19 protein-coding genes and 1 riboswitch are annotated in these 21063 nt (G+C 48.0%); of the genes, 14 read left to right on the top strand and 5 right to left on the bottom strand.

What is annotated here, in order from left to right; genetic code table 11:
- Positions 1 to 34 precede the first annotated feature (34 nt).
- Positions 35 to 1105 (top strand): NADPH dehydrogenase NamA, encoded by a 1071-nt coding sequence (namA, locus tag ACMXI2_RS09950; protein WP_483781445.1) that lies wholly within the window; start codon positions 35 to 37, stop codon positions 1103 to 1105.
- Between the two features lie 59 nt (positions 1106 to 1164).
- Here the strand turns inward: namA and mgrA are convergent, their stop codons facing one another.
- Entirely contained in the window at positions 1165 to 2157 is a 993-nt protein-coding gene (gene mgrA / locus ACMXI2_RS09955; RefSeq protein ID WP_483781446.1) for an L-glyceraldehyde 3-phosphate reductase, read from the bottom strand.
- A 239-nt stretch (positions 2158 to 2396) separates the two neighbouring features.
- Positions 2397 to 3308, bottom strand: coding sequence for an acyl-CoA desaturase (locus tag ACMXI2_RS09960; RefSeq protein WP_483781447.1), 912 nt, complete (start codon positions 3306 to 3308; stop codon positions 2397 to 2399).
- Positions 3309 to 3478: 170 nt separating this feature from the next.
- On the opposite strand from ACMXI2_RS09960, the gene ACMXI2_RS09965 reads away from it, so the two are divergent.
- The 10 genes from ACMXI2_RS09965 to ACMXI2_RS10010 all read left to right on the top strand — a co-directional run bounded on the left by ACMXI2_RS09965 (position 3479) and on the right by ACMXI2_RS10010 (position 13002).
- Positions 3479 to 4057 (top strand): HdeD family acid-resistance protein, encoded by a 579-nt coding sequence (locus ACMXI2_RS09965; RefSeq protein WP_483781448.1) that lies wholly within the window; start codon positions 3479 to 3481, stop codon positions 4055 to 4057.
- Positions 4058 to 4184: 127 nt separating this feature from the next.
- On the top strand, positions 4185 to 6794 hold the full coding sequence (locus tag ACMXI2_RS09970) for a M1 family metallopeptidase (RefSeq protein ID WP_483781449.1): 2610 nt from the start codon (positions 4185 to 4187) through the stop codon (positions 6792 to 6794).
- 106 nt (positions 6795 to 6900) lie between these two features.
- On the top strand, positions 6901 to 7404 hold the full coding sequence (locus ACMXI2_RS09975; RefSeq protein ID WP_483781450.1) for a hypothetical protein: 504 nt from the start codon (positions 6901 to 6903) through the stop codon (positions 7402 to 7404).
- Positions 7397 to 7615 (top strand): hypothetical protein, encoded by a 219-nt coding sequence (locus tag ACMXI2_RS09980; RefSeq protein WP_483781451.1) that lies wholly within the window; start codon positions 7397 to 7399, stop codon positions 7613 to 7615. Before ACMXI2_RS09975 ends, ACMXI2_RS09980 begins: the two co-directional genes overlap by 8 nt.
- A 122-nt stretch (positions 7616 to 7737) precedes the next feature.
- Positions 7738 to 9207: a cobyric acid synthase gene (locus ACMXI2_RS09985; RefSeq protein WP_483781452.1), complete on the top strand. Its 1470-nt coding sequence runs from the start codon at positions 7738 to 7740 to the stop codon at positions 9205 to 9207.
- A 12-nt stretch (positions 9208 to 9219) separates the two neighbouring features.
- Positions 9220 to 10242 carry a pyridoxal phosphate-dependent aminotransferase gene (locus tag ACMXI2_RS09990; RefSeq protein ID WP_483781453.1) on the top strand — a complete coding sequence of 341 codons (1023 nt, stop codon included), beginning with the start codon at positions 9220 to 9222 and terminating at the stop codon, positions 10240 to 10242.
- Positions 10227 to 11177 carry an adenosylcobinamide-phosphate synthase CbiB gene (cbiB, locus tag ACMXI2_RS09995; RefSeq protein ID WP_483781454.1) on the top strand — a complete coding sequence of 317 codons (951 nt, stop codon included), beginning with the start codon at positions 10227 to 10229 and terminating at the stop codon, positions 11175 to 11177. Before ACMXI2_RS09990 ends, cbiB begins: the two co-directional genes overlap by 16 nt.
- Positions 11159 to 12010 carry a Rossmann-fold NAD(P)-binding domain-containing protein gene (locus tag ACMXI2_RS10000; protein ID WP_483781455.1) on the top strand — a complete coding sequence of 284 codons (852 nt, stop codon included), beginning with the start codon at positions 11159 to 11161 and terminating at the stop codon, positions 12008 to 12010. The genes cbiB and ACMXI2_RS10000 overlap by 19 nt, the downstream gene beginning before the upstream one ends.
- A 327-nt stretch (positions 12011 to 12337) precedes the next feature.
- Positions 12338 to 12646, top strand: coding sequence for a hypothetical protein (locus ACMXI2_RS10005; RefSeq protein ID WP_483781456.1), 309 nt, complete (start codon positions 12338 to 12340; stop codon positions 12644 to 12646).
- Positions 12647 to 12786: 140 nt separating this feature from the next.
- Positions 12787 to 13002 carry a hypothetical protein gene (locus tag ACMXI2_RS10010; protein ID WP_483781457.1) on the top strand — a complete coding sequence of 72 codons (216 nt, stop codon included), beginning with the start codon at positions 12787 to 12789 and terminating at the stop codon, positions 13000 to 13002.
- 18 nt (positions 13003 to 13020) lie between these two features.
- On the opposite strand, the gene ACMXI2_RS10015 is transcribed toward ACMXI2_RS10010, so the two are convergent.
- Both ACMXI2_RS10015 and ACMXI2_RS10020 read right to left on the bottom strand, forming a co-directional pair.
- Positions 13021 to 13713, bottom strand: a complete 693-nt coding sequence (locus ACMXI2_RS10015) for a uracil-DNA glycosylase family protein (RefSeq protein WP_483781458.1) — start codon at positions 13711 to 13713, stop codon at positions 13021 to 13023.
- 8 nt (positions 13714 to 13721) lie between these two features.
- Entirely contained in the window at positions 13722 to 15839 is a 2118-nt protein-coding gene (locus ACMXI2_RS10020) for an ATP-binding protein (protein ID WP_483781459.1), read from the bottom strand.
- Between the two features lie 296 nt (positions 15840 to 16135).
- On the opposite strand from ACMXI2_RS10020, the gene ACMXI2_RS10025 reads away from it, so the two are divergent.
- The 3 genes from ACMXI2_RS10025 to ACMXI2_RS10035 all read left to right on the top strand — a co-directional run bounded on the left by ACMXI2_RS10025 (position 16136) and on the right by ACMXI2_RS10035 (position 19883).
- Entirely contained in the window at positions 16136 to 17368 is a 1233-nt protein-coding gene (locus tag ACMXI2_RS10025) for a YdcF family protein (RefSeq protein WP_483781460.1), read from the top strand.
- A 52-nt stretch (positions 17369 to 17420) separates the two neighbouring features.
- Positions 17421 to 18365 carry an NAD-dependent epimerase/dehydratase family protein gene (locus ACMXI2_RS10030; protein WP_483781461.1) on the top strand — a complete coding sequence of 315 codons (945 nt, stop codon included), beginning with the start codon at positions 17421 to 17423 and terminating at the stop codon, positions 18363 to 18365.
- Positions 18366 to 18440: 75 nt separating this feature from the next.
- Positions 18441 to 18554: riboswitch (SAM riboswitch) on the top strand.
- Between the two features lie 150 nt (positions 18555 to 18704).
- Entirely contained in the window at positions 18705 to 19883 is a 1179-nt protein-coding gene (locus ACMXI2_RS10035) for a trans-sulfuration enzyme family protein (protein ID WP_483781462.1), read from the top strand.
- Here ACMXI2_RS10035 and ACMXI2_RS10040 read toward each other — a convergent pair.
- Positions 19834 to 21045, bottom strand: a complete 1212-nt coding sequence (locus tag ACMXI2_RS10040) for a dicarboxylate/amino acid:cation symporter (RefSeq protein WP_483781463.1) — start codon at positions 21043 to 21045, stop codon at positions 19834 to 19836. The two genes, ACMXI2_RS10035 and ACMXI2_RS10040, sit on opposite strands and share 50 nt — an antisense overlap.
- Between the last annotated feature and the right edge of the window lie 18 nt (positions 21046 to 21063).

The raw sequence follows: 21063 nt of genomic DNA on the forward strand, positions 1-21063 counted from the left end.
TGCTTAATTTTAAAGGTCTTAAAAGCAGCGTTTTATGTCACATTTGTTTAGTCCTTTGCAATTGAGGGACATTACTTTCCGGAACAGGATAACGGTATCGCCTATGTGTGAATATTCTTCCACCGATGGATTTGCCACCAACTGGCACCTGGTGCATCTCGGAAGCCGGGCTGTGGGCGGTGCGGGGCTGGTACTCACAGAAGCAGCGGCGGTATCTCCGGAAGGCCGTATTTCCATTCACGACCTGGGCATCTGGAAGGATGAGCACATACCTATGCTGCAGGAAATCACCGCATTTATTTCCGCGCAGGGCGCCGTTCCCGGTATTCAGCTGGCCCATGCCGGCAGGAAAGCCAGCACATTAAGGCCGTGGGAAGGCAGCCGCGCCCTGCCCGCGGAAGATGGCGGCTGGCAGGTGGTAGCGCCCAGCGCGATTCCTTTTAACGAGGTGTACCCGGTGCCGGTAGCACTCACGGAAACAGGCATACGTAAAGTGAAAGACGATTTTAAAGCAGCTGCTATCCGCGCATTAAAGGCTGGCTTCCAGGTAATAGAAATACACGGCGCGCATGGTTATCTGCTGCACAACTTTTTATCTCCGCTTAGTAATCAACGTACAGATGAATATGGCGGCAGTTTTGAGAACAGGATCCGGCTCCTCGTGGAAACAGTTGAAACAGTTCGTGAAGTATGGCCGGAGCAATATCCTTTACTGTTGCGTATTTCCGCTACCGACTGGGCCGAAGGCGGCTGGAATCCGGAAGAATCAGTAAAGCTGGCGGCCATTGTAAAAGGGAAAGGAGTAGACCTGGTTGATTGCTCTTCCGGTGGATTGGCTGCACACCAGCAAATTAAAGTAGGACCATTATACCAAACGCCTTTTGCAGAAAAGATCCGCAAGGAAGCCGGCATTGCCACCGGTGCAGTGGGATTAATTACCACGCCTGAAGAAGCCGAATCAATAATCGCCAACGGTTGGGCTGATATGGTATTAATGGCCCGCGAAATGCTGCGTGATCCTTATTTCCCGCTGAGGGCCGCCCATGAATTGGGCGCAGAAATTAAATGGCCGGTGCAATACGAGCGGGCAAAACGAAGAAAGTAGCAGTTAGCAGTTAGCCGTTAGCCGTTAGCAGGAGATGCTAACGGCTAAACACTAAAAAACTATTTTAATATCGCTTCAATAGCGTCCAGTTCTTCTTTTGTAAAAGCTGTATTTTTCAACGTATCCAGGTTGTTGTCCAGTTGTGCAACGGAGCTGGCGCCGATTAATACGGTGGTGATCCGTTTGTCTTTGAGGATCCAGGCCAGCGCCATCTGGGCGAGGGATTGGCCGCGTTGTTGAGCCAGTACATTCAGCTTTTTAACTTTCTCAATTCTTTCAGGCGTTACTTCACCTTCCTGCAGGAACCCGGTAGGTTTGCTGGCGCGGGAGCCCGCCGGGATACCATTCAGGTAACGGTCTGTAAGTAATCCCTGCGCCAGGGGGGAGAAGGGAATACAGCCTATGCCGTTTGCTTCCAGCACATCCAGCAATCCGCCTTCTATCCAGCGTTCAAACATGCTGTATTTAGGCTGATGTATAAGACAGGGGGTACCCAGTGATTTCAATACATCCACCGCTACTTTTGTTTGTTCGGCAGTATAATTGGAAAGCCCCACGTACAAGGCCTTTCCCTGTTGCACAATGCTGTGCAGCGCTCCCATTGTTTCTTCAATAGGCGTGGCCGGATCGGGGCGGTGCGAATAAAAAATGTCTACATATTCGAGCTGCATGCGGCGTAAGCTCTGGTCCAGGCTGGAAACAAGGTATTTGCGGGAACCCCAGTCGCCATAAGGACCAGGCCACATAGTATAACCAGCTTTGGTGGAAATGATGAGTTCATCCCGCAGATGCCCGGTGAAATCCTGTTTCAATACCCTGCCAAAATTCTCTTCCGCACTGCCGGGTAATGGTCCGTAGTTATTGGCGAGATCAAAATGGGTGATACCCTTATCAAAAGCGTTATGAATAATACTGCGTCCGTTCTCAAAATTATCAACAGAGCCGAAGTTGTGCCATAAACCCAGTGATACGGCAGGCAGCTGTAAACCGCTCTTACCGCACCTGTTGTAGGTCATACTGTTATACCTGTCTGCTGCGGGTGTGTAATGCATGGAATTTTAATTTTAGGGAGACAAGATAAAAAAATAACGCGGATTTTGTCTTTCTCAGGATTAATCTGATTTTACTGATTTAGGGATTTTATTTTTTGGATTTTATAAATGATTTTAAAAGATTAGGGGAGATATAAACGAATATATCCGCTTATATCTCCCCTAATCAAAAAAAATCATAAAGGATCAAATCCCCAAATCAGTAAAATCAGTTTAATCCTGAGAAAGACAACATCCGCTTAATTCAGTTCCTCCACTGGTACACGTGGAGCAGACTGCTGTTTCAGCTTATTGCTTTCTTTCAGTTTGGCCGGAACCGGGCGTATTTCCCATACTATTCCCAGGAAACCTAATGTTTTGATAACATAGTAGGTGATATCGAATTCCCACCAATAAAAACCCTGTCTGGCTGCACTTTGGTAGTAGTGGTGGTTGTTATGCCAGCCTTCTCCCAGGGTGATCAGCGCCAGAATAGCACTGTTGCGGGATTCATCCCCGGTATAATATCTCTTATTACCAATTTTGTGCATAAGTGAATTGATGGTAAAAGTACCATGATATAACAGCACGGTGCTCAGGAAAAACCCGATCAATAAGGTAGATAACCCTGCGGACCAGTCGAACCAGCCGGCGCCATTTACTTTATTACCAACAAAATAAACGGCTATAGCCAATACCACTGCTGGTACCATATGCCATTTATTCAGCCACAACAACTCTTTCGCTTTGTGATCCTTGATCAGGTCAAAACGGGTAGGTTTGTATTCAGGGCCCATGATCCAGCCGATATGTGCGTACCAGAATCCGTAAACATTGGCTGAATGCGGATCTTCGGGGGTATCGCTGTGCTTGTGGTGAATACGGTGATTGGCCGACCACCATAAGGCGCCCTTCTGTAAACTGCTTTGCGCACCGCCCGCCAGGATAAACTGGAAGAACCGCGACGTTTTAAATGCACGGTGCGAGAAATAACGGTGATAACCGGCCGTTACAAAAAACATACGTACTACATACAGTACACCGCACAATATCCAGTCAAATGCTGTTGTACCGGTGAAGAATGCCAGTAAGGGCACCGCGTGAATGCCCATGAAATCTGCCTGGTGCCACCAGTTAGGTGGCTGTCTGTCTTGCTTGATCGCCTTATTCATTCCACAAAGATAATTTCCGTCTTTTATTAAATAAATGATTTAAATCATTTGGACAAAGTTAAGTGCTTTTCCCCGGTTTTTGTGCGCCTATATTCCCGGCGAACATTTTACTGTGGGATGTGTTAGAGAGAAACGTAGTACTATCCTTTCATCACGTTAAAGTAATTATTATGTCACAATTCATTTCGGCTATCAGGAACAATGTGAAGTATTGGTGGTTGTACCTGCTCAACGGGATCATATTCCTTATTGCAGGTGGTATTGTTTTCTCCAATCCCTTCAGCAGCTATGTATTGCTTAGCATTTTTTTCAGCGTCACCCTGTTTGTGACGGGTATTTTTGAAATTGCTTTTGCAATAAGCAACCGTAAAGGGCACCAGGGGTGGGGATGGTCGCTCGCCTCAGGCATCATAGATCTTGTGATAGGCCTTATCCTGATGCTGTATCCCTCTGTGAGTATGGCGGTGATCCCGCTTTTCCTGGCTTTCTGGTTTATGTTCAAAGGTATCAGCCTGATTGGATTTTCTATCCAGCTGCAAACAGATAAGGTGCCCAACTGGGGCTGGCTGCTGGCAGGAGGGATCGGACTGATTATTATCTCCATCTTTATTCTCGATAACCCGGCACTCGGTGTGGCCACGGTGCTGGGACTTATGGCCGCTGCCTTCTGGGGAACCGGCATCCTCAGCATTATCTTTGCTTTCCGTCTCAAACATGTTAAAAAAGAATTAAGAGAACACGGTCTTTAAAAAAACGTGTCCCATAAAAAGCGTTACAGCGAACCGCAAAGTAATTCCCACTTTGTTGTTTGCTGTAACGGCTTTATGCTGTCGGCATTTTCTGTATATTCGGTGCTTCTAAATCTATTCTCTTCCGATGAAAATCAACAGAATCTATGCTATCGCGTCCTTGCTATTATGCACCGGGATGCAGCAGGGAATGGGCCAGACAGTATCCAAATATGATGCGCATGAGGCTTTTTCCCCGCTATTCTATCCCGCTCCCGGTAACGAATACCGTAGTGCAGGCGGACAACCAGGTCCAAAATACTGGCAGAATGCGGCGGATTATAAACTGGCCGTAACCCTCGACACAGCACAACATCGAATAAGCGGGTCCGTAGTCATTACCTATAAGAATAACAGCCCGGACCAACTGCCGTTTTTATGGCTGCAGCTGGACCAGAACATCTACCGGGAAGATTCCCGTGGCAGCGCTACAGTAGCGGCTTCCGGCGAACGTTTTGCCAACAGGAGCTTCACGCAGGGCTTTGAGCTGAAAAGTGTAAGCGTGATTGTTAACGGGAAATCCGTTTCCGCCAATTACCTGGTAAATGATACCCGTATGCAGGTGAAGCTGGCAGATGCCCTCAAAACAGGCGCCTCCCTGCAACTGAAAATAGATTACGCCTATACGATCCCGGAATATGGAACCGACCGCACCGGCCGGCTGCGCACCGTCAACGGATGGATATACGAAATAGCGCAATGGTACCCGCGCATGGCGGTATATGACGATATTCTCGGATGGAATAATATCCCTTACCTGGGCGCGTCGGAATTTTACCTTGAATACGGCAACTTCGATTATACTATCACCGCTCCCGCCAGCCTGCTGGTAGGAGGCTCCGGTCAACTGGTGAATGAAGCGCAGGTATTGTCGCCAAAAGAAATGAGCCGGCTTGCCAAAGCGCGCAACAGCGATGAAACTGTGTATATCCGCGACAGCGCAGACGTAAAAAACAATACGCCCAAAGGCAACCGTACCTGGCATTTTGTATGTAAAAATACCCGTGATGTAGCCTGGGGCGCTTCCGCAGCCTTCATCTGGGATGCTGCCCGTATTAACCTGCCCGGTGGTAAAAAGGCGCTGGCACAATCACTTTACCCGGCAGAAGTAGCCAGCAAAAATGGCTGGGGCAGATCTACCGAATATGTAAAAGGTTGTATCGAACATTACTCCGATAAATGGTACGTATATACTTACCCGGTAGCTACCAACGTAGCAGGTATTGTAGGCGGAATGGAATATCCCGGTATTGTTTTCTGTAACTGGAAATCTACAAAGGGCGGCCTCTGGGGCGTTACAGACCACGAGTTCGGGCATAACTGGTTCCCGATGATCGTAGGTTCCAACGAACGTAAATACGCCTGGATGGATGAAGGCTTCAACACTTTCATCAACGGGATCTCCACAAGAAATTTCAACATGGGAGAATACGCTCCGCGTCAAAGTATGCAGCGGTCGGCCCCCATGCTGTTTTCAGCCAAAGCAGAAGCCATCATGAATACCCCGGATGTTATCGGTCTTAATTACAATGGCATCGCGGCGTATTATAAACCCGCAGCAGGACTGAACCTCCTTAGAAATGAAATCCTGGGTCCGGAACGTTTTGATTATGCATTCCGGGAATATATTAAGCGGTGGGCATTTAAGCATCCTACTCCGTGGGACTTTTTCAGAAGTATGGAGAATGCTGCCGGTGAAGACCTCAGCTGGTTCTGGCGCGGCTGGTTCTTTAATACCTGGAAACTGGACCAGGCAGTAAAAGAGGTGAAGTATGTAAAGAACGATCCTGCACAGGGCGCACTCATCACCATTCAGAACCTGGAACAACTCCCGATGCCGGTAGTGCTGGCAGTAACAGATGCCAATGGTAAAACAGATACCATGCATCTGCCCGTGGAAGTATGGCAGCGAGGCAGTAACTGGACATTCCGCTATCCTTCCACTACTAAGCTAACCAGCGTGGTTATTGATCCCGCAGGTAATTTTCCCGATATCAATCCCGCCAATAACAGCTGGAAAGCCGATCTGGGCAAACCTGTACCCGATGGTACTACGGGTACGGCTATATTAAAAAAATATATCGACGTCATAGGTGGCGCTGATAAGCTGAATGGTGTAAAGGACCTGCTGTTGGAAGAAGAGGGAAGCATTGAAGGAACGCCTATTGAGCGCACCTTGCAGGCGAAACAACCGGATAAAATACTACAGGTGGTAAGTATTCCTGTCAATAAATTAATTGCTTATAAGCTGCTGATCAACGGCAGTAATGTTAGCATGATGCGTATGGGGCAGGAGGCGCCGCTTTCACCGGCAGATAAGGCGATCCTGAAAGATAAGAACAGCCTGTTCCCGGAGTTGCAATACCTCACCCGCGCCAACGATGTTAAGCTGGAACTGGCGCCGCTGACCGCCGATGTAAATAATACAAGCGCCTATGTTATCAGTATCGCTACTTCCAACGGGGCATTGCTGCGCAACTATTATGATGTGAAAACGGGTCTGAAAGTACGCACCGTTTCCTTACCCGGACAGGAAGGCAACGAAAAAGAAACGACTACCGACTTCACTGATTACCGCAGCGTGAATGGTGTACAGTTGCCCTTTACCATTACTACCAATGCCGGTGGTTATGATGCGGTGATGAAAGTGAAAAAGGCAGCGATTAATAGTGGGGTAGGAGATGACGTGTTTAAATGATCCATAAAATACAAGGTAACATCTTCTGATTCTTTCAGGGACGTTACCTTGTTTAATGACTATTTATTACCTTACCTGGACATGACCCTGTACTAAATATAAAATGATGACTAAATACACTACTGTTAGCCGTTTTCTGTTGATCCTTCTATGTTTCTTACTATTTGGTGATCGACTACTTTTTGCACAAATTAACTACACCGGATCTCTTAGCAATGCAACGCTTGGCACGGCTGGTTGGGTAAAAGCCGGAACACTTGCTATTCCTCAGCAAGGGGTATCCGCTTCCATCAGGATCTACGGAGGGGTGGGTTTTAATGCCCAAACTAACCAAATGGGATTCACCGAGCTTTTTATCAGGACCGGTAATGGAAATTCCGTGATAGACGGCTTCGCCTTTTCGGCTTATGCAAGCCGCAGCGGGAGGAGCATTGGTGCTGTAAATGGCATCAAAATATTACCCAATGCGGCGGGCACTGCGGCCACTGCTTACGATATTTATTTTAATAATGGACTCTATATTGGCATAGGAACTTACCAGGTGAACTGTGCCTATGGCAGTTGGACACACAATATGACACTCGCTGCAGATCCCGGCGCCAATGCCTGAAATTTCGGCGCTTGAGCAATATATATCAACGCATCAGCATCTTCCGGAGATACCTTCTGCAATGGAAGTGGCAAAAGATGGATTGGATCTCGGAGATATGAATAAAAGGTTACTGCAAAAAGTGGAGGAGCTGAGTTTGTATATCATTCAACTGGATAAAAAGAATAAGGAGCTGGAAAGCAGGCTTAAAGTGGTGGAGAGTGCTAAATAAAAGGACTGTGGAATAGATTATACATTAAGCTTCCATAACCGGAACCGTAAACAGATGTAATTCAAAGGAGAATACTTTTGTGAAAGTTAATATCTTCGCGCCAGCACTAATGTCATGAACGAATGAAACAACTCCGGCCGGTAATGTTTGTGGGTACGGCTTCCGATGTAGGCAAAAGCGTGATCACTGCCGGGTTTTGCCGTATTTTCAAACAGGATGGATATGCTCCGGCGCCTTTTAAGGCCCAGAATATGTCGCTCAACAGCTATGCAACGCCCGATGGCCTGGAAATAGGCCGTGCACAGGCGGTACAGGCAGAAGCCGCCGGGGCGCCGTGTCATACCGATATGAACCCGGTGCTGCTGAAGCCTGTCAGCGATCGCAACGCCCAACTGGTGCTACATGGTAAGCCAGCCGGTAATCAGTCGGCCTGGGAATACTTCATGGAAGATGATAAACGCGCCCTCTTTGATGAAGTGAAAAGTGCATTTAACCGTTTGTCGCAACGCTTTAATCCGGTGGTAATGGAAGGTGCGGGCAGTATCTCAGAGCTGAACCTGCGCGCAAAAGATATCACCAATATGCGGATCGCGTTGCATGCAGGAGCTGCAGTGTATCTCATTGCAGATATTGACCGCGGAGGGATTTTTGGCAGCGTGTACGGAACCATCGCGCTGTTGCCGCCGGAAGAAAAAGCACTGATCAAAGGTATTATCATCAATAAATTCCGTGGCGATATCCGTTTATTTGAAGATGGCCGCGCAATGCTGGAAAGCATTACCGGCGTGCCGGTAACCGGCGTACTGCCTTATTATCACGATATTCATATTGAAGAAGAGGATGCGGTTTCATTACCGCTTAAACAGAAACGGTTGGCCGCCGGGCAAATAAATATAGCCATTGTGTTGTTGCGGCATATGTCCAACTTCACTGATTTCAATGCACTGGAAAAAGATGAGCGGGTGAATATCTTCTATACGGATAATCCCGCAGAACTGGCTGCAGCAGACATTATTATCCTGCCAGGCAGTAAAAACACCATCGCCGACCTGATCTCGGTCAGGAATAACGGTACCGCTGCCGCTATAACGGAAGCGTATAAACGAAATAAAACCGTGATCGGTATTTGTGGCGGCTACCAGATGATGGGACAACAGGTAGCGGACCCTCATGGTGTGGAAGGTGTTGCCGGAAGCATACCGGGACTGGGTATCCTGCCGGTTGCCACCGTGCTTACAAAAGAAAAAGTAACCCGGCAAAGAAGTTTTTACTACCGGGATCAGCAGAAAGTGTGTGAAGGATATGAAATTCATATGGGAGATACTACTGCCACCATCCCTTCTCCACTAAATACATTTCCCGGTGGCGGCACAGACGGGTATTTTCTCCGGGCCAACTGCTGGGGTACTTACCTGCACGGTATCCTGGATAATGATACTGTGATCAATGATCTGCTGGCGCATTGCGGGAAACCCGCAGTAGCAAAGGAGTTCGATTACCGCCGGTTCAAAGAGGAACAATATAACAAACTGGCAACACATATCCGTGAACATCTGGACATTCCGGCTGTTTATAAGGCACTGGAGTTATAATATTATTGCATTATGATACAAGGACACGGAGACGATGGGTACCTGTTTGATCAGCAGGTGAAAGCTGACTTCAGTTCCAACGTATGGTATGGCGGTTTACAGGAAGGATTGAAGGAGCATCTGAAGAATAAAGTAACCGGCATAGATCACTACCCTGATGCTGGGGCTGCAAAACTACAGGCCCTGCTGGAAACCCGGGCCGGTATGCCTGCTGGCAGCATCCTGGTCACCAATGGAGGTACAGAGGCTATTTACCTCGTGGCACAGGCATTCACAGGAGCCACTACCACGGTGGTAGCGCCCACTTTTTCGGAGTATGCGGATGCGTGTAAGCTATACCGGCACCAGGTGCAATACCTGCAATGGGATAAACTTACACCAGGTACGGTGTTCAGCAGCGACCTGGTATTTATCTGCAATCCTAACAATCCTACAGGGCAGGCGTTGGACGAAGCGGACCTGCAACAACTCATTACACATAACAAACACACGGTGTTCATCATTGATGAAGCCTATATACAGTTTACGCTGAACGCCGCTACTATGCTGCCGCACCTGCACCGGTTGCCGAATGTACTGGTGCTGAGGTCCATGACAAAAACCTGTTGCATCCCCGGATTGCGGCTGGGTTATGTGGCGGGAAGAAAACAACTGCTGGACCGTGTCCGTACCTTCCGGATGCCGTGGTCGGTAAACAGCCTGGCACTGGAGGCCGGCTACTATATCCTGGAACACCCGGAGCAGTTTACCATTGCCACTGGTAGCCTGTTGCAGGAAACTTTTCATTTATGGGAGGGCATCCATAAGATGCCGGAGTATAAAGTGTATACATCGCATACGCATTATTTTTTGTTTGAAACATTAACAGGTACTGCCGCTACGCTGAAAGCATGGCTGCTGGAAAAGTATGGATTACTGATCCGTGATGCCTCCAATTTCTACGGACTGGGACCCGGGCATTGCCGGGTGGCCTGCCGCAATGCCGCCGATAATCAATTACTGACTACTGCTTTGCGCCAATGGACCCTCTATTAGCATTCGTATTGCCGTTACTGTTAGGGTATGCCGCCGACCTGCTGCTGGGAGATCCGCGCAGCTGGCCGCATCCGGTAAAAGTTTATGGCTGGCTGATCAGCCAGGGTACACGTTTGCTGAACAGGGGCCGTGCCAGGTGCTGGAAGGGCGCCTTGCTCACTGTTAGCCTGTGCGCGGCGGTGTATATAAGTTTTTATTTTACGCTTATGGTACTATCGGGGTGGCCAGTAGTGTACTATGGATTCAGTGCAGTGTTTGTTTTTTTTGCGCTGGCCAACAAAAGCCTGCTGCAGGAAGGCAAAGAGGTATTTGAAGTTTTACATCACGAAGGACTGGAAGCCGGCCGCAGGCGGCTGTCGTGGATAGTTGGAAGGGATACCGCTCATCTCTCACCGGATCAGATCCGTATCGCGGTATTTGAATCGATGTCGGAAAACCTGAGCGATGGGGTAGTAGCGCCACTGTTTTTTTATGCAGTGCTGGGCCTGCCCGGTATGATGCTGTATAAGATGATCAATACCCTTGACTCCATGATAGGTTATAAGAACGGGCAATACCTGTATTTTGGACGCTTTGCCGCCCGCCTGGATGATGTAGCTAATTTTATCCCGGCCCGTATTACGGCGCTGTTGATGATCCTCCTGTATGGCAGCAGTCGTGCCTGGCATTTTATGATTAAATACGGACCGGCACACAGCAGCCCAAATTCAGGATACCCGGAAGCCGCGCTGGCAGGTATTCTTGACTGCCGCTTTGGCGGCCCTAATTCCTACCAGGGCGTGGTGGTACACAAGCCTTACATCGGTGAAAATGAACGCAGTATTGAACACGGAGAATTTAGCAAGGTGATGTACCTTAATCACGCAGTTACCTTCGTGATGGTGATCATCATTATTGCGGTAAAATATTATTTTATATGGACAGCACAGCAATAACCCACGAACAGGAAAGAAACGAGAGGATCAGTGTTTTAAGCTGTGGCTGGCTCGGAAAGCCGCTGGCATTGCACCTGCAAACAATAGGCTACGCCGTAAAAGGCGCCCGCACCAGCATTGGAGGCGTACAGGAATTACAGGCGCTCGGCCTGGAAGCATACACCGTAGTGCTGTCCGAAGACGTACTAACCGGCCCGGACGCCTTCTGGGACGCCGACATACTGATCGTAAATGTTCCGCCACGGAAAGAAAGGGGCAAAGAGGCGCACGTATCTGAAATAGCGCTGTTGCGCAGCTTTATAGAAACCACGCCTATCCGCAAAGTTATATTTGTGAGCTCCACCTCTGTATATAAAGACATCAACGGACTGGTAACAGAAGAAAATGAAGAATTGCCCGACACGCCCAACGGGATGGCATTGCGGGAAGCAGAAAACCTGTTGCTGGAATCAGGCGCGTTTGATACCACTGTGCTACGTTTCGGCGGCCTTATTGGCTACGACCGGCTGCCGGATCAACGCCGTATCATGGAAGGCCGGAAAGCCAACGCCCAGCCCATAAACGTGATCCACCGGGACGACTGCATCGGTATTATCCGGCAGGTGATAGAAAAAGAGGTGTGGGGAGAAGTGTTTAACGCCTGCGCCAGCGGACACCCGCAACGCAGCCATTATTACAAGGCGGCAGCGCAACGCCTCGGTATCCAGATGCCGCGCAGATTGCCCGCCGAAGAGGAGCCGTATAAGATTGTGGGGTCCAGTAAACTGAGAAACCTGCTGGGATATACTTTCCTGTACGATGACCCATTGCAGGTATTTAATATTAATGTTTAAGGGATTAGCGACCTCAGGCGTCCTAAGTGTATAGATAGTGCATTGATAGTGCATCAATAGTGCATGAGGAGTCCATGAGAACAGTATAGATAGTGCATGGATAGTCCATCAGCTACCCATGTCCGAAGTATCGCAGAAGCATCCGGGAAGTAATCTTTATATAAACATCGCTCTCCGTATCTTCTCCCCCGGGAGCCATCACTCTGCCTTGTAAAAAAATTGTTTACATGTGTTAAATTCACTATATTGTAGTACTACCTCTTCTATGCCAACGGGAGGTGCGGTTCAACCATAACATATTTATTCAACCTAAACCTAAAAAAAGCCGTGAATCTGCTGCTGCTCTTTAGCCTGTTTGCCCTGGCATTATGGCTGATGTTCTCCCTGTACCGGAGTCACAATCGCAAAAAGGCCGAATTGCTCTTACCCGTAAGGTCTGCGAGTATTGTGAAAATTCATAGTTACAAGTCGTTCGGTATCATTGCCACCATCCGCTTCAAAGAGGAACTGACCCCTCAGATTGGCGACCGGTTGCATGAAGAAGGCAATATCTACCAGATCACCGGTGTAGTAACGCCCGATCCGGTACCGGAACAACCCAAAGATACCTGGGACTGCCGTCTTGTAAAAATCTGAACATGGAGTATCTCAACGTATCGTGGCTTCATCATTTTTCCCAGGCAGAATTTGAGCTGATCTGGAATCAATATTTTTATTTTTTGTCCTGACATAGCTGGTCCGTGGTTTGCATAAGATCTCTTAGAAAAAAGAATCTTATGGACGCTTTTATGATCAAAACTTCCGGAGGCCGCTTTTATGTAAAGCCCTCTTCAGCTGAACGCTTTCTGGTAGATGTAGACGGAGAAGAGGTAATGATGGAAAAAGATGAGGACGGATTTGTACGCGCGCCGGGCGCTACAGACAATGGCCGTCGTTTAAACATGGGACTGCTGAACAACATTGCAGACCAGATTGCGGTTCAGACGGCGTAAAAACTCCACAGGTTGGGGTTAGAAGTGCTCCTCAAAAGCCGTCAGGTATTTGTCGATATACTGCGATTTCGTTTTGGATTTATACTGCATCACAAAACGGGGATGCTCCAACGGAACAACAGCCCCGAAAAATTTCTCCTTTTCATTTAATGCCTGCAGGAACGCGGCATTCTTCCCTGTCCCCATACAGTAGCATACTTCACGACTGATATTCCACTGCAATTGTTCTTTTAAACTGCTCACAATAAATGGATAAGCAGCTTTTGTTAAAGCGGCACTGTCGTAATAATTGTAATTTATTTCCTTTCCGCCGGGTTGAAGGGAGGTAAATCCCAGCGGACAAATGGAGCTGATATAAAACTGTCGGTAAAACTTTCTCACCCCGCCATAGGCGTCTATCACGTCATACACAAAAACAGAAGAGGGTTCGTGTGTTTTAAGCCCGGTAATTTCAATGCCGCACTTGTCCCACATGCGTTTGGTATCCGTAAAGGGTACGCCGGTAGATCCCGATCCAAGCCGGCCGGGATTAATGCCCAGGATCAGTTGCCGTGGCTGTTTGTCGTCGTAGAACTTTTTGTAAAACTGTGTCATGATACCCATAATACCGGGGCCTTCCCGGAAAGGGTTCATCACACGTATACCTGCGGGCAACTTGCCCGAGAAATGTAGCTGGCTGTTGAAAGCAATGATCTGATCGGCGATAGTCATTCCGCAAATTAAGCCATTTGGCGATGCCTGGTAATTTTCTCCAGGATGTCTTCTTCGCGGTAAGGCTTCATGATGTAATCATTTAAACCTGAGCGGAGATACAGTTCAATATCATCTTCCATAACATTACCGGTAATGGCAATAATGGTTACTGCCGCTTTCTTCTTGTCGGGTAATTCCCGGATCATGTTGGTAAGCATCAGTCCATCGATGCCGGGGAGATCAATGTCGGTCAGTACAAAATCGAATGCTTCACGATCGTACACTTCCAGCGCTTCTTCTGCCGAAGAAACAATCAGATAGGACGCCTGCATTCTGTCCAGCATCAGGGCGAGTAGTTTCTGGTTGAGGATGCTGTCCTCTACCACCAGTAACCGGATACCTGCCGGAATAGTAGCGTTTGTAGATGTATTATTCACCGGGACAATAATTTTTTTGGTAACAGGTGATGGGGTCATCAGCTTATACCTGATTTCAAAATAAAAAGTGGAGCCTTTTCCTGCAAGGCTTTCCACATGTATCTTTCCGTTGTGCAGATCGATGATCTTCTTGGAAATATGCAATCCCAATCCGCTTCCTTTATGATAATGGCTATTTCCCTGGGAGAAAGCATTGAATACCAAAGGTAGTTCTTTATGCGAAATACCTACACCAGTATCTTTTACGCTTACCTGCAACAAGTTGTTGTCACGCATATGCGCCGTTACGGTAATACCGCCTTTTTCCGTGAATTTAATGGCGTTGGCCACCAGGTTAATCAATACCTGTTTCAGCCGGAAGGCGTCGCCCACTACAATTAAAGTGCTGGGGAAGTAAATGTTTACATCCAGCGTCAGTGATTTCATGGATGCCTGTACAGCCAGCGTATTGCATACCTCTTCAATAGCAGTGCGGGGAGCAAACTTTTCTTCCCTTAACAGCGATTCTGCAGATTCCATCCGCGTATAGTCGAGCACGTTATTTACTACCTGTAACAGCATTTCTGCCGAATGACGTATAGCCGCCACCGTTTCCGGTGTTTTGTCGCGCTCCAGCAGGTGCGCGTAGCCGAGCACCGACTGTACCGGTGTGCGTATTTCATGACTGATGGTAGCTGCAAAGTCGCTTTTCTGTTGTGCAAACTTTTCCGCTTGTTGCTTGGCCCTCAGCAAAGCCAGGTCGTAGCGGTATAAACGGATGATACCATATATAATGATCCCTGCCAGTAACAGGATGAGGGGAATTTCCCAGTAATTGTGCTTATCCAGCCGGTAGAGGGAATGGTCGATATCCTGGCCCAGCTGCAACCGCTTCTTATCGGTTTCCGCCACGATGTTCTGTTTCAGGTTTGCCATGAGGTGAAGCAGTCCGGAGAACAGCCGCTCGTTGGCAATAACGAGGGCATATTCTTTTTGCTTCAGGTTATTGTGGCTTTCGGTGGCGTCTTTTATAAACTTGTTATAGGCGGCCTGGATCTTTGACAGTTGATCTTTTGAAAAGGCTTTGCCATCCTTCGGTGCGTCGTATTGAACGATTTTCACCTGTTGGCTGGTTTGCTGTACCTGCGATTTATTGCTGATCGCATCCTTGATGCGGCCCAGTAATTTCTTGCGGCCTTTGGCAGTAGCTGTTTCTGTGGTAACAATCGTATCGGCCTTTATATTAGGCGCCGGTACCTTGATATCGCCCAGTTGCTGCAGGGGGAGGGGCTGGGCGGCAGTGTCCCATACCTGCGACAGTTGCAGCAATGAATCTACGTATAGCCGTGTCTGTAGGAACAGCTGCGACTTCCTTGCTTTGTCGGCCAGCAGCGCATGCAGCTGCTTCTCATTTTTGGCGGAGTTCATGGCGCTGTCCAGGTGCGCAGTAATGCTGCTCAACTGACCCACATAGGCATTCAGGTAATGCTTGTCGTAGGTAAGCGTATATACACGGAAGTTGTTATCTGCTGCATACAGCAGCTGTACTGCCTGGTCAATATGGCCTACATCTGTTTTAGTAGCTATCAGGTCTTTAACTACTATGCTTAACTGTGCTGACTCTTTCTTTCTTAAAGAGATGATCATAAAAAAGGTCATCAGAACAATCACCATTATCGTTAACACAGCATAACGTACAAAGGTCTTTTTTTCTTGGGTTGTATACATTGTTACATATGATTGGGACGTTGGCGTGGTGGCTAAACCAGGACGAAAATAAATGATTTTATATTCCGTAACCAATAGATAATCAATGAAAAACAAAAAGAATAGGTATGTATTTTCTGCTGAGCCCCCTATGTATAAATATATTTCATACATTATATTTTTTTACTTATTAAAACTTTCATATACGGCCGGGCTTCAAGGTTTAAATATTGGTATATAAAATATAGGTTATATTTTGGAGAGAAGATAAAGTTCCCTTTTCCTTTTGTATTATTGCTCCTGTAATACCTGCTTTGATGAAAAACTGCTTTCTTACCGGCCTGCTGCTCCTGGTGTTATCCTGTACTTTTGGTCAACCTGCTTCGCCGGACCTGCGTTACAAGTTTTACAAGGGAACCAGCGTTTTGCAGGACAGGATCTTTTACCTGTTCACATTGCTGGAGCGTGTGCCCAGGCTGCCGCAGTTAATGAATAAAGACAGCACGCTTACCACATTGCGGAACACCTACGCACAGCGTGTAGCCCATCCCGTGAGTAGCGGTGATCTTACCGCTTCTTTGCAGTTTAGCGGCAGCGCCATTAATGAAGTGAGTGGAGCCTTTCTTACATTATTGCAGCAGCACCCAAAGGAGATGGAACGCCTGTTAAGCGAAATGCGTGGCAGTGGCCTGTTCCAGCTATACGCCGGGAAAACTGACGCCACATTCCTCTCTCTTGCCTGGAAGGACGCCGCCGATGGCGTAAACTATATCCTTAATGCCTATACGAATGGAAAAGGACTCCGCTACCCCGTGATTGACTCTGCCACTTATTATGTATTATCGCCCGCCTACAGGGCAATGGTGGAACGTGTAATGGAACAGGCTGCGGAAAAAAAGCCGGACATATTCTTCCAGCCGTCGCTGCAGGTGGCACTGGGCTTACTGGAGCTGAACCGCCGCGATGAAGCCGTGCGCTATGAACCATTATCCGGTATCAACGAAGAAGCTTATAGACAAATAAAGAAAACAGACTGGAACAAATATCCATACACCGCCATGCTTATTTTGGGGGCAAGCCCGGTGGCAAAGGAAACAATAAGCGAAACCGGTAAAAGCCGCTGCCGCACCGGGGCAGAATTGTACCGCAAAGGAATGGCCCCCTTCATTATTGTATCCGGTGGGCATGTAAGGCCCGTGGGCACCCAATATTCCGAAGCGGTGGAAATGAGGAAATACCTGGTAAATGAGTTAAAGATCCCGGCCTCGGCAGTAATGGTAGACCCTTATGCCCGCCACACCACTACCAACGTGCGTAATGCTGTGAGGATTGTGTGGCGGAGCGGTATACCGGCCAATAAAAGGATGATGTGCGTATCTGATGCTATGCACGTCGCCTATGTGAACAGCCCGATGTTTACCCAACGCTGTACAACAGAGCTGGGATACATGCCTGCGGCAGATATCAAACAAGCGGACCTTTACTTTTTGTCGTTCCTGCCGGACCTCCGGTCGCTGCAGGTCAATGTTTTTGATCCGTTAGACCCCTGAAATAAAATATTCTGTTCACTCATTCGTCATCATATAAACACATCCTCATTTTATGTCTGACTCTTCTATCCAGCCCTTATATACAATCCTCGGTGCAGGAGGTATTATTGCCAATGAACTGGCTGCCGAACTGGTGCGCCACAACAAACCGGTACGTCTCGTGAGCCGCTCGCCTAAATCCATTGAAGGCATTACCGACCTGGTACCGGCCGATATTACGGATGCCGCGCAAACAAAGAAAGCCGTGAAAGGCAGCGCCGTGGTATTTCTTACTGCCGGTCTCAAATATGATATCAAGGTATGGTCCGATGCGTGGCCCAGGATTATGACCAATGTAATTAATGCCTGCAAAGAAGCCGGTGCAAAACTTATCTTCTTTGATAACGTATATTCTTACGGGTTAGTAAACGGCCCGATGAAAGAAGATACGCCGTATCATCCGTCCAGTAAAAAAGGAACAGTCCGCGCGGCTATTGCCACCCAGCTGATGAACGAGGTGAAGGCCGGTAACCTCACCGCCACCATTGCAAGGGCAGCCGACTTCTACGGACCCGGCGCCGATAAAACCGGTTTCCTCAACCTGCTGGTCATCGATAAGTTCAGGAAAAACAGCAATGCCATGTGGCTCGGAAAAGACGATCAGACACACAGCTACACCTTCACACAAGATGCCGCCAAAGGATTGTACCTGCTTTCCCAGGACGATACTTCCTGGAACCAGGTGTGGCATCTCCCCACCGCCAACCCGGCGCCCGATGGCAACGGGTACATAAATATTATTGCTACTCAAATGGGCGTGAAGCCTAAATATATGAAGCTGGGGGGCTTTATGCTTACCCTCTCCGGGCTGTTTGATACCACAATCCGGGAAATAAAGGAAATGCTGTACCAGAATAACCATCCTTATATTTTCGACGCTACAAAGTTTGAGCAGCACTTTAAAGTGAAACCTACTTCTTATGAAGAAGGCATCCGCTTAACACTCGCACATAAATAATAGTCTACTGATTTTGTAGGAAAATAAATTTGGAAGTTATTTTTTCTGCCTTATCTTTGCACCAGTTCTTTAAATAGCTTATCAAGAAAGGAGGAGGGACATGGCCCGACGATACCTTAGCAACCATCACTGTGCAAACAGTGAAAGGTGCTGCATCCATCCCGGTTTACGAACCAGGAAAGATAAGTCAGATCAATAGTTTTACTTTATATTATTCTTCCGATAATAAGAAAACTCATCTGGCTCCCAGGTGAGTTTTTTTTATGCTCCCACCTTTTTGATATGCTCATTTAACGGACCTGTTTAATCAATTTTCATCAAACTAAAAATCAAACAAAGATGAGCACTATCACTGAACTGATCCATTCTATTCCCGTAGATCCGCAAACAGGCGCTATTGCCGTGCCTATTTATCAAACCTCTACTTTTGTACAGGACGCGCCCGGCCTAAATAAAGGATACGATTACGCCCGCTCCAATAATCCTACCCGCGAAACCGCAGAAAAGATCATTGCGAAGCTGGAAGGCGGCGCTACCGCATCTGCCTTTGCCAGCGGTCTGGCAGTGATTGACGCCGTGATAAAACTCCTGAAATCGGGTGATGAAATTGTGGCGGTAGATGATATTTACGGAGGCGCGTTCCGGTTATTCAATAAAGTATATGAGAAGTTTGGCATCAAAGTAAACTATGTGGATACTTCCGATACACAGGCGGTGTTCAATACCATTACACCGGCCACGCGCCTGATCTGGCTGGAAACGCCTACTAATCCAACGTTGAAGATTTCAGACATTGCCGCCATTGGCCGCATTGCAAAAGCACATAACTGTTTGTTTTGTGTAGATAATACCTTTGCCTCCCCTGTGTTGCAAAAGCCACTGCAGCTGGGCGCCGACCTGGTGATCCACAGCGCTACCAAATACCTGGGTGGCCACAGCGATCTGATTGCAGGCGTAGTAGTGGCTAAAACATTACAACTGGGAGAGGAGATCAAATTTTATCAGAATGCCTGCGGCGCTATTCTTTCGCCGTTCGACAGCTTCCTGCTGATACGTGGTATTGAAACATTACATCTGCGTATTAAGCAGCATGGTATTAATGCGCAGGCGCTGGCAGAATACCTGGAGAAACATCCGGCAGTGGATAAAGTGTTTTACCCGGGACTGCCATCACATCCGGGACATGAGCTGGCAAAGCAACAGAGTAAAGGGTTTGGCGGGATTATATCTTTTACATTGAAAGACGACAGGGCGGAAGCAGCAACTGCTTTTGTTACATCCACACATTATTTTAAACTGGCCGAAAGCCTGGGCGGTATCAAAAGTTTGTTGTGTCACCCCGCAGCCATGACCCATAAATCCATTCCTGCAGAAAAGAGAAGGGCAGCAGGCGTGAGCGATAGCCTGATCCGTTTATCCGTAGGACTGGAAGAAACAGCCGACTTGCTGGCCGACCTGGAACAGGCGTTTACGAAACTGCCGGCGCCCGCCCTCGCAGAAAACGTGTTGTCAGCATAGCGGCTACATTGTCTCCCGTTGCATTGAGGATCGTAGCCAGCGGATCTACCAGCGTGCCTATAATCATCAGCGGCGGGAGCGCTTCTATGGGGAAGCCGTAAATGCTCATCACCAGCAGCTCGCCGATGTAGCCGCCATTAGGAATACCGCCTTCCACGATGCTGGCTATAACGGTAACGCCTAGTGCCATTAAAATTACTGCTACACCATCGAAGCCCCTTCCGAACATGGCAAATACCACCGCCATTTTTATGATGGAAGAAATGCTGGAGCCGTCTTTATGCAGCGTAGCGCCCAGTGGCACTACCACATTACCGATATCGCGTGGTACGCCCATCCGTTCTACCGCCTGGAGATTAGCCGGAATAGTAGCGATGCTGCTGCCGGTACCAACTGCAGTAAGGGTGGGGATAATATTATTCTTCCAGAAAATTTTTATACCTGGTATACCACCGGCAACAAATGCATACGCGCTGAAGCCAACGATAAAATACACGATGCCAAAACCATAATAAATACCGAGGGAGTGCGCGTAGGCGCCAAACAATTGTGGCCCTACAGTGCCCACCTGGTAAGCGAAGTAGGCGCCCAGTCCGACAGGGCCTAATTTCATGATGAGCGTCAGGATATCTTTCATCACCTCGTTACCCGATTGCAGAAAGCCGCGGAAAGCAGCGCCTTTTTCACCGGTACGCATGGCGGCAAAACCAACAAGCCCGGAGAAGATGAGGAACGGCAGCATATTTTTACGTGACAGCAACTCGTAAAATTCATTCACGGTGAGCAGTCGTACCAGCTGTTCTCCCCAGTTACCTGGTTGTTCCAGGTTCACCTCCTTTGTGAGGATTACCTGCTGATGGATAGGAAAGATCCAGACGGCTACAATCGTAAGAAAGGCAGAGATGAGAATGGTGCCCAGGAATACCAGCGACATTACGCTGAGGATACGGCCCAGCTTATGCCCCGCTTCTATGTTGGCAATGGCAGAGGAGATGGCAAAGAATACCAACGGTATAATGGCCGTAAACAACAGGTTCAGAAAAACATCGCCCAATGGTTTGATAATAGCTACACGCTCACCAAATATAAGCCCTGCAATACTGCCGGCGATGATGCCTGCCAGTAACCAGAACATACTGCTGTACGTTTTGAGGAATCCCATACCTGAAGTTTATGATTT

Source organism: Chitinophaga sp. G7 BAM 1005 (assembly GCF_057126945.1).

What these genes read in the sequence shown, in the direction of transcription:
- namA (WP_483781445.1), top strand. Translation starts at nt 35, where the DNA reads ATGTCACATTTGTTTAGTCCTTTGCAATTGAGGGACATTACTTTCCGG.
- mgrA (WP_483781446.1), bottom strand. Translation starts at nt 2,157, where the DNA reads ATGCATTACACACCCGCAGCAGACAGGTATAACAGTATGACCTACAAC.
- ACMXI2_RS09960 (WP_483781447.1), bottom strand. Translation starts at nt 3,308, where the DNA reads ATGAATAAGGCGATCAAGCAAGACAGACAGCCACCTAACTGGTGGCAC.
- ACMXI2_RS09965 (WP_483781448.1), top strand. Translation starts at nt 3,479, where the DNA reads ATGTCACAATTCATTTCGGCTATCAGGAACAATGTGAAGTATTGGTGG.
- ACMXI2_RS09970 (WP_483781449.1), top strand. Translation starts at nt 4,185, where the DNA reads ATGAAAATCAACAGAATCTATGCTATCGCGTCCTTGCTATTATGCACC.
- ACMXI2_RS09975 (WP_483781450.1), top strand. Translation starts at nt 6,901, where the DNA reads ATGACTAAATACACTACTGTTAGCCGTTTTCTGTTGATCCTTCTATGT.
- ACMXI2_RS09980 (WP_483781451.1), top strand. Translation starts at nt 7,397, where the DNA reads ATGCCTGAAATTTCGGCGCTTGAGCAATATATATCAACGCATCAGCAT.
- ACMXI2_RS09985 (WP_483781452.1), top strand. Translation starts at nt 7,738, where the DNA reads ATGAAACAACTCCGGCCGGTAATGTTTGTGGGTACGGCTTCCGATGTA.
- ACMXI2_RS09990 (WP_483781453.1), top strand. Translation starts at nt 9,220, where the DNA reads ATGATACAAGGACACGGAGACGATGGGTACCTGTTTGATCAGCAGGTG.
- cbiB (WP_483781454.1), top strand. Translation starts at nt 10,227, where the DNA reads ATGGACCCTCTATTAGCATTCGTATTGCCGTTACTGTTAGGGTATGCC.
- ACMXI2_RS10000 (WP_483781455.1), top strand. Translation starts at nt 11,159, where the DNA reads ATGGACAGCACAGCAATAACCCACGAACAGGAAAGAAACGAGAGGATC.
- ACMXI2_RS10010 (WP_483781457.1), top strand. Translation starts at nt 12,787, where the DNA reads ATGGACGCTTTTATGATCAAAACTTCCGGAGGCCGCTTTTATGTAAAG.
- ACMXI2_RS10015 (WP_483781458.1), bottom strand. Translation starts at nt 13,713, where the DNA reads ATGACTATCGCCGATCAGATCATTGCTTTCAACAGCCAGCTACATTTC.
- ACMXI2_RS10020 (WP_483781459.1), bottom strand. Translation starts at nt 15,839, where the DNA reads ATGTATACAACCCAAGAAAAAAAGACCTTTGTACGTTATGCTGTGTTA.
- ACMXI2_RS10025 (WP_483781460.1), top strand. Translation starts at nt 16,136, where the DNA reads ATGAAAAACTGCTTTCTTACCGGCCTGCTGCTCCTGGTGTTATCCTGT.
- ACMXI2_RS10030 (WP_483781461.1), top strand. Translation starts at nt 17,421, where the DNA reads ATGTCTGACTCTTCTATCCAGCCCTTATATACAATCCTCGGTGCAGGA.
- ACMXI2_RS10035 (WP_483781462.1), top strand. Translation starts at nt 18,705, where the DNA reads ATGAGCACTATCACTGAACTGATCCATTCTATTCCCGTAGATCCGCAA.
- ACMXI2_RS10040 (WP_483781463.1), bottom strand. Translation starts at nt 21,045, where the DNA reads ATGGGATTCCTCAAAACGTACAGCAGTATGTTCTGGTTACTGGCAGGC.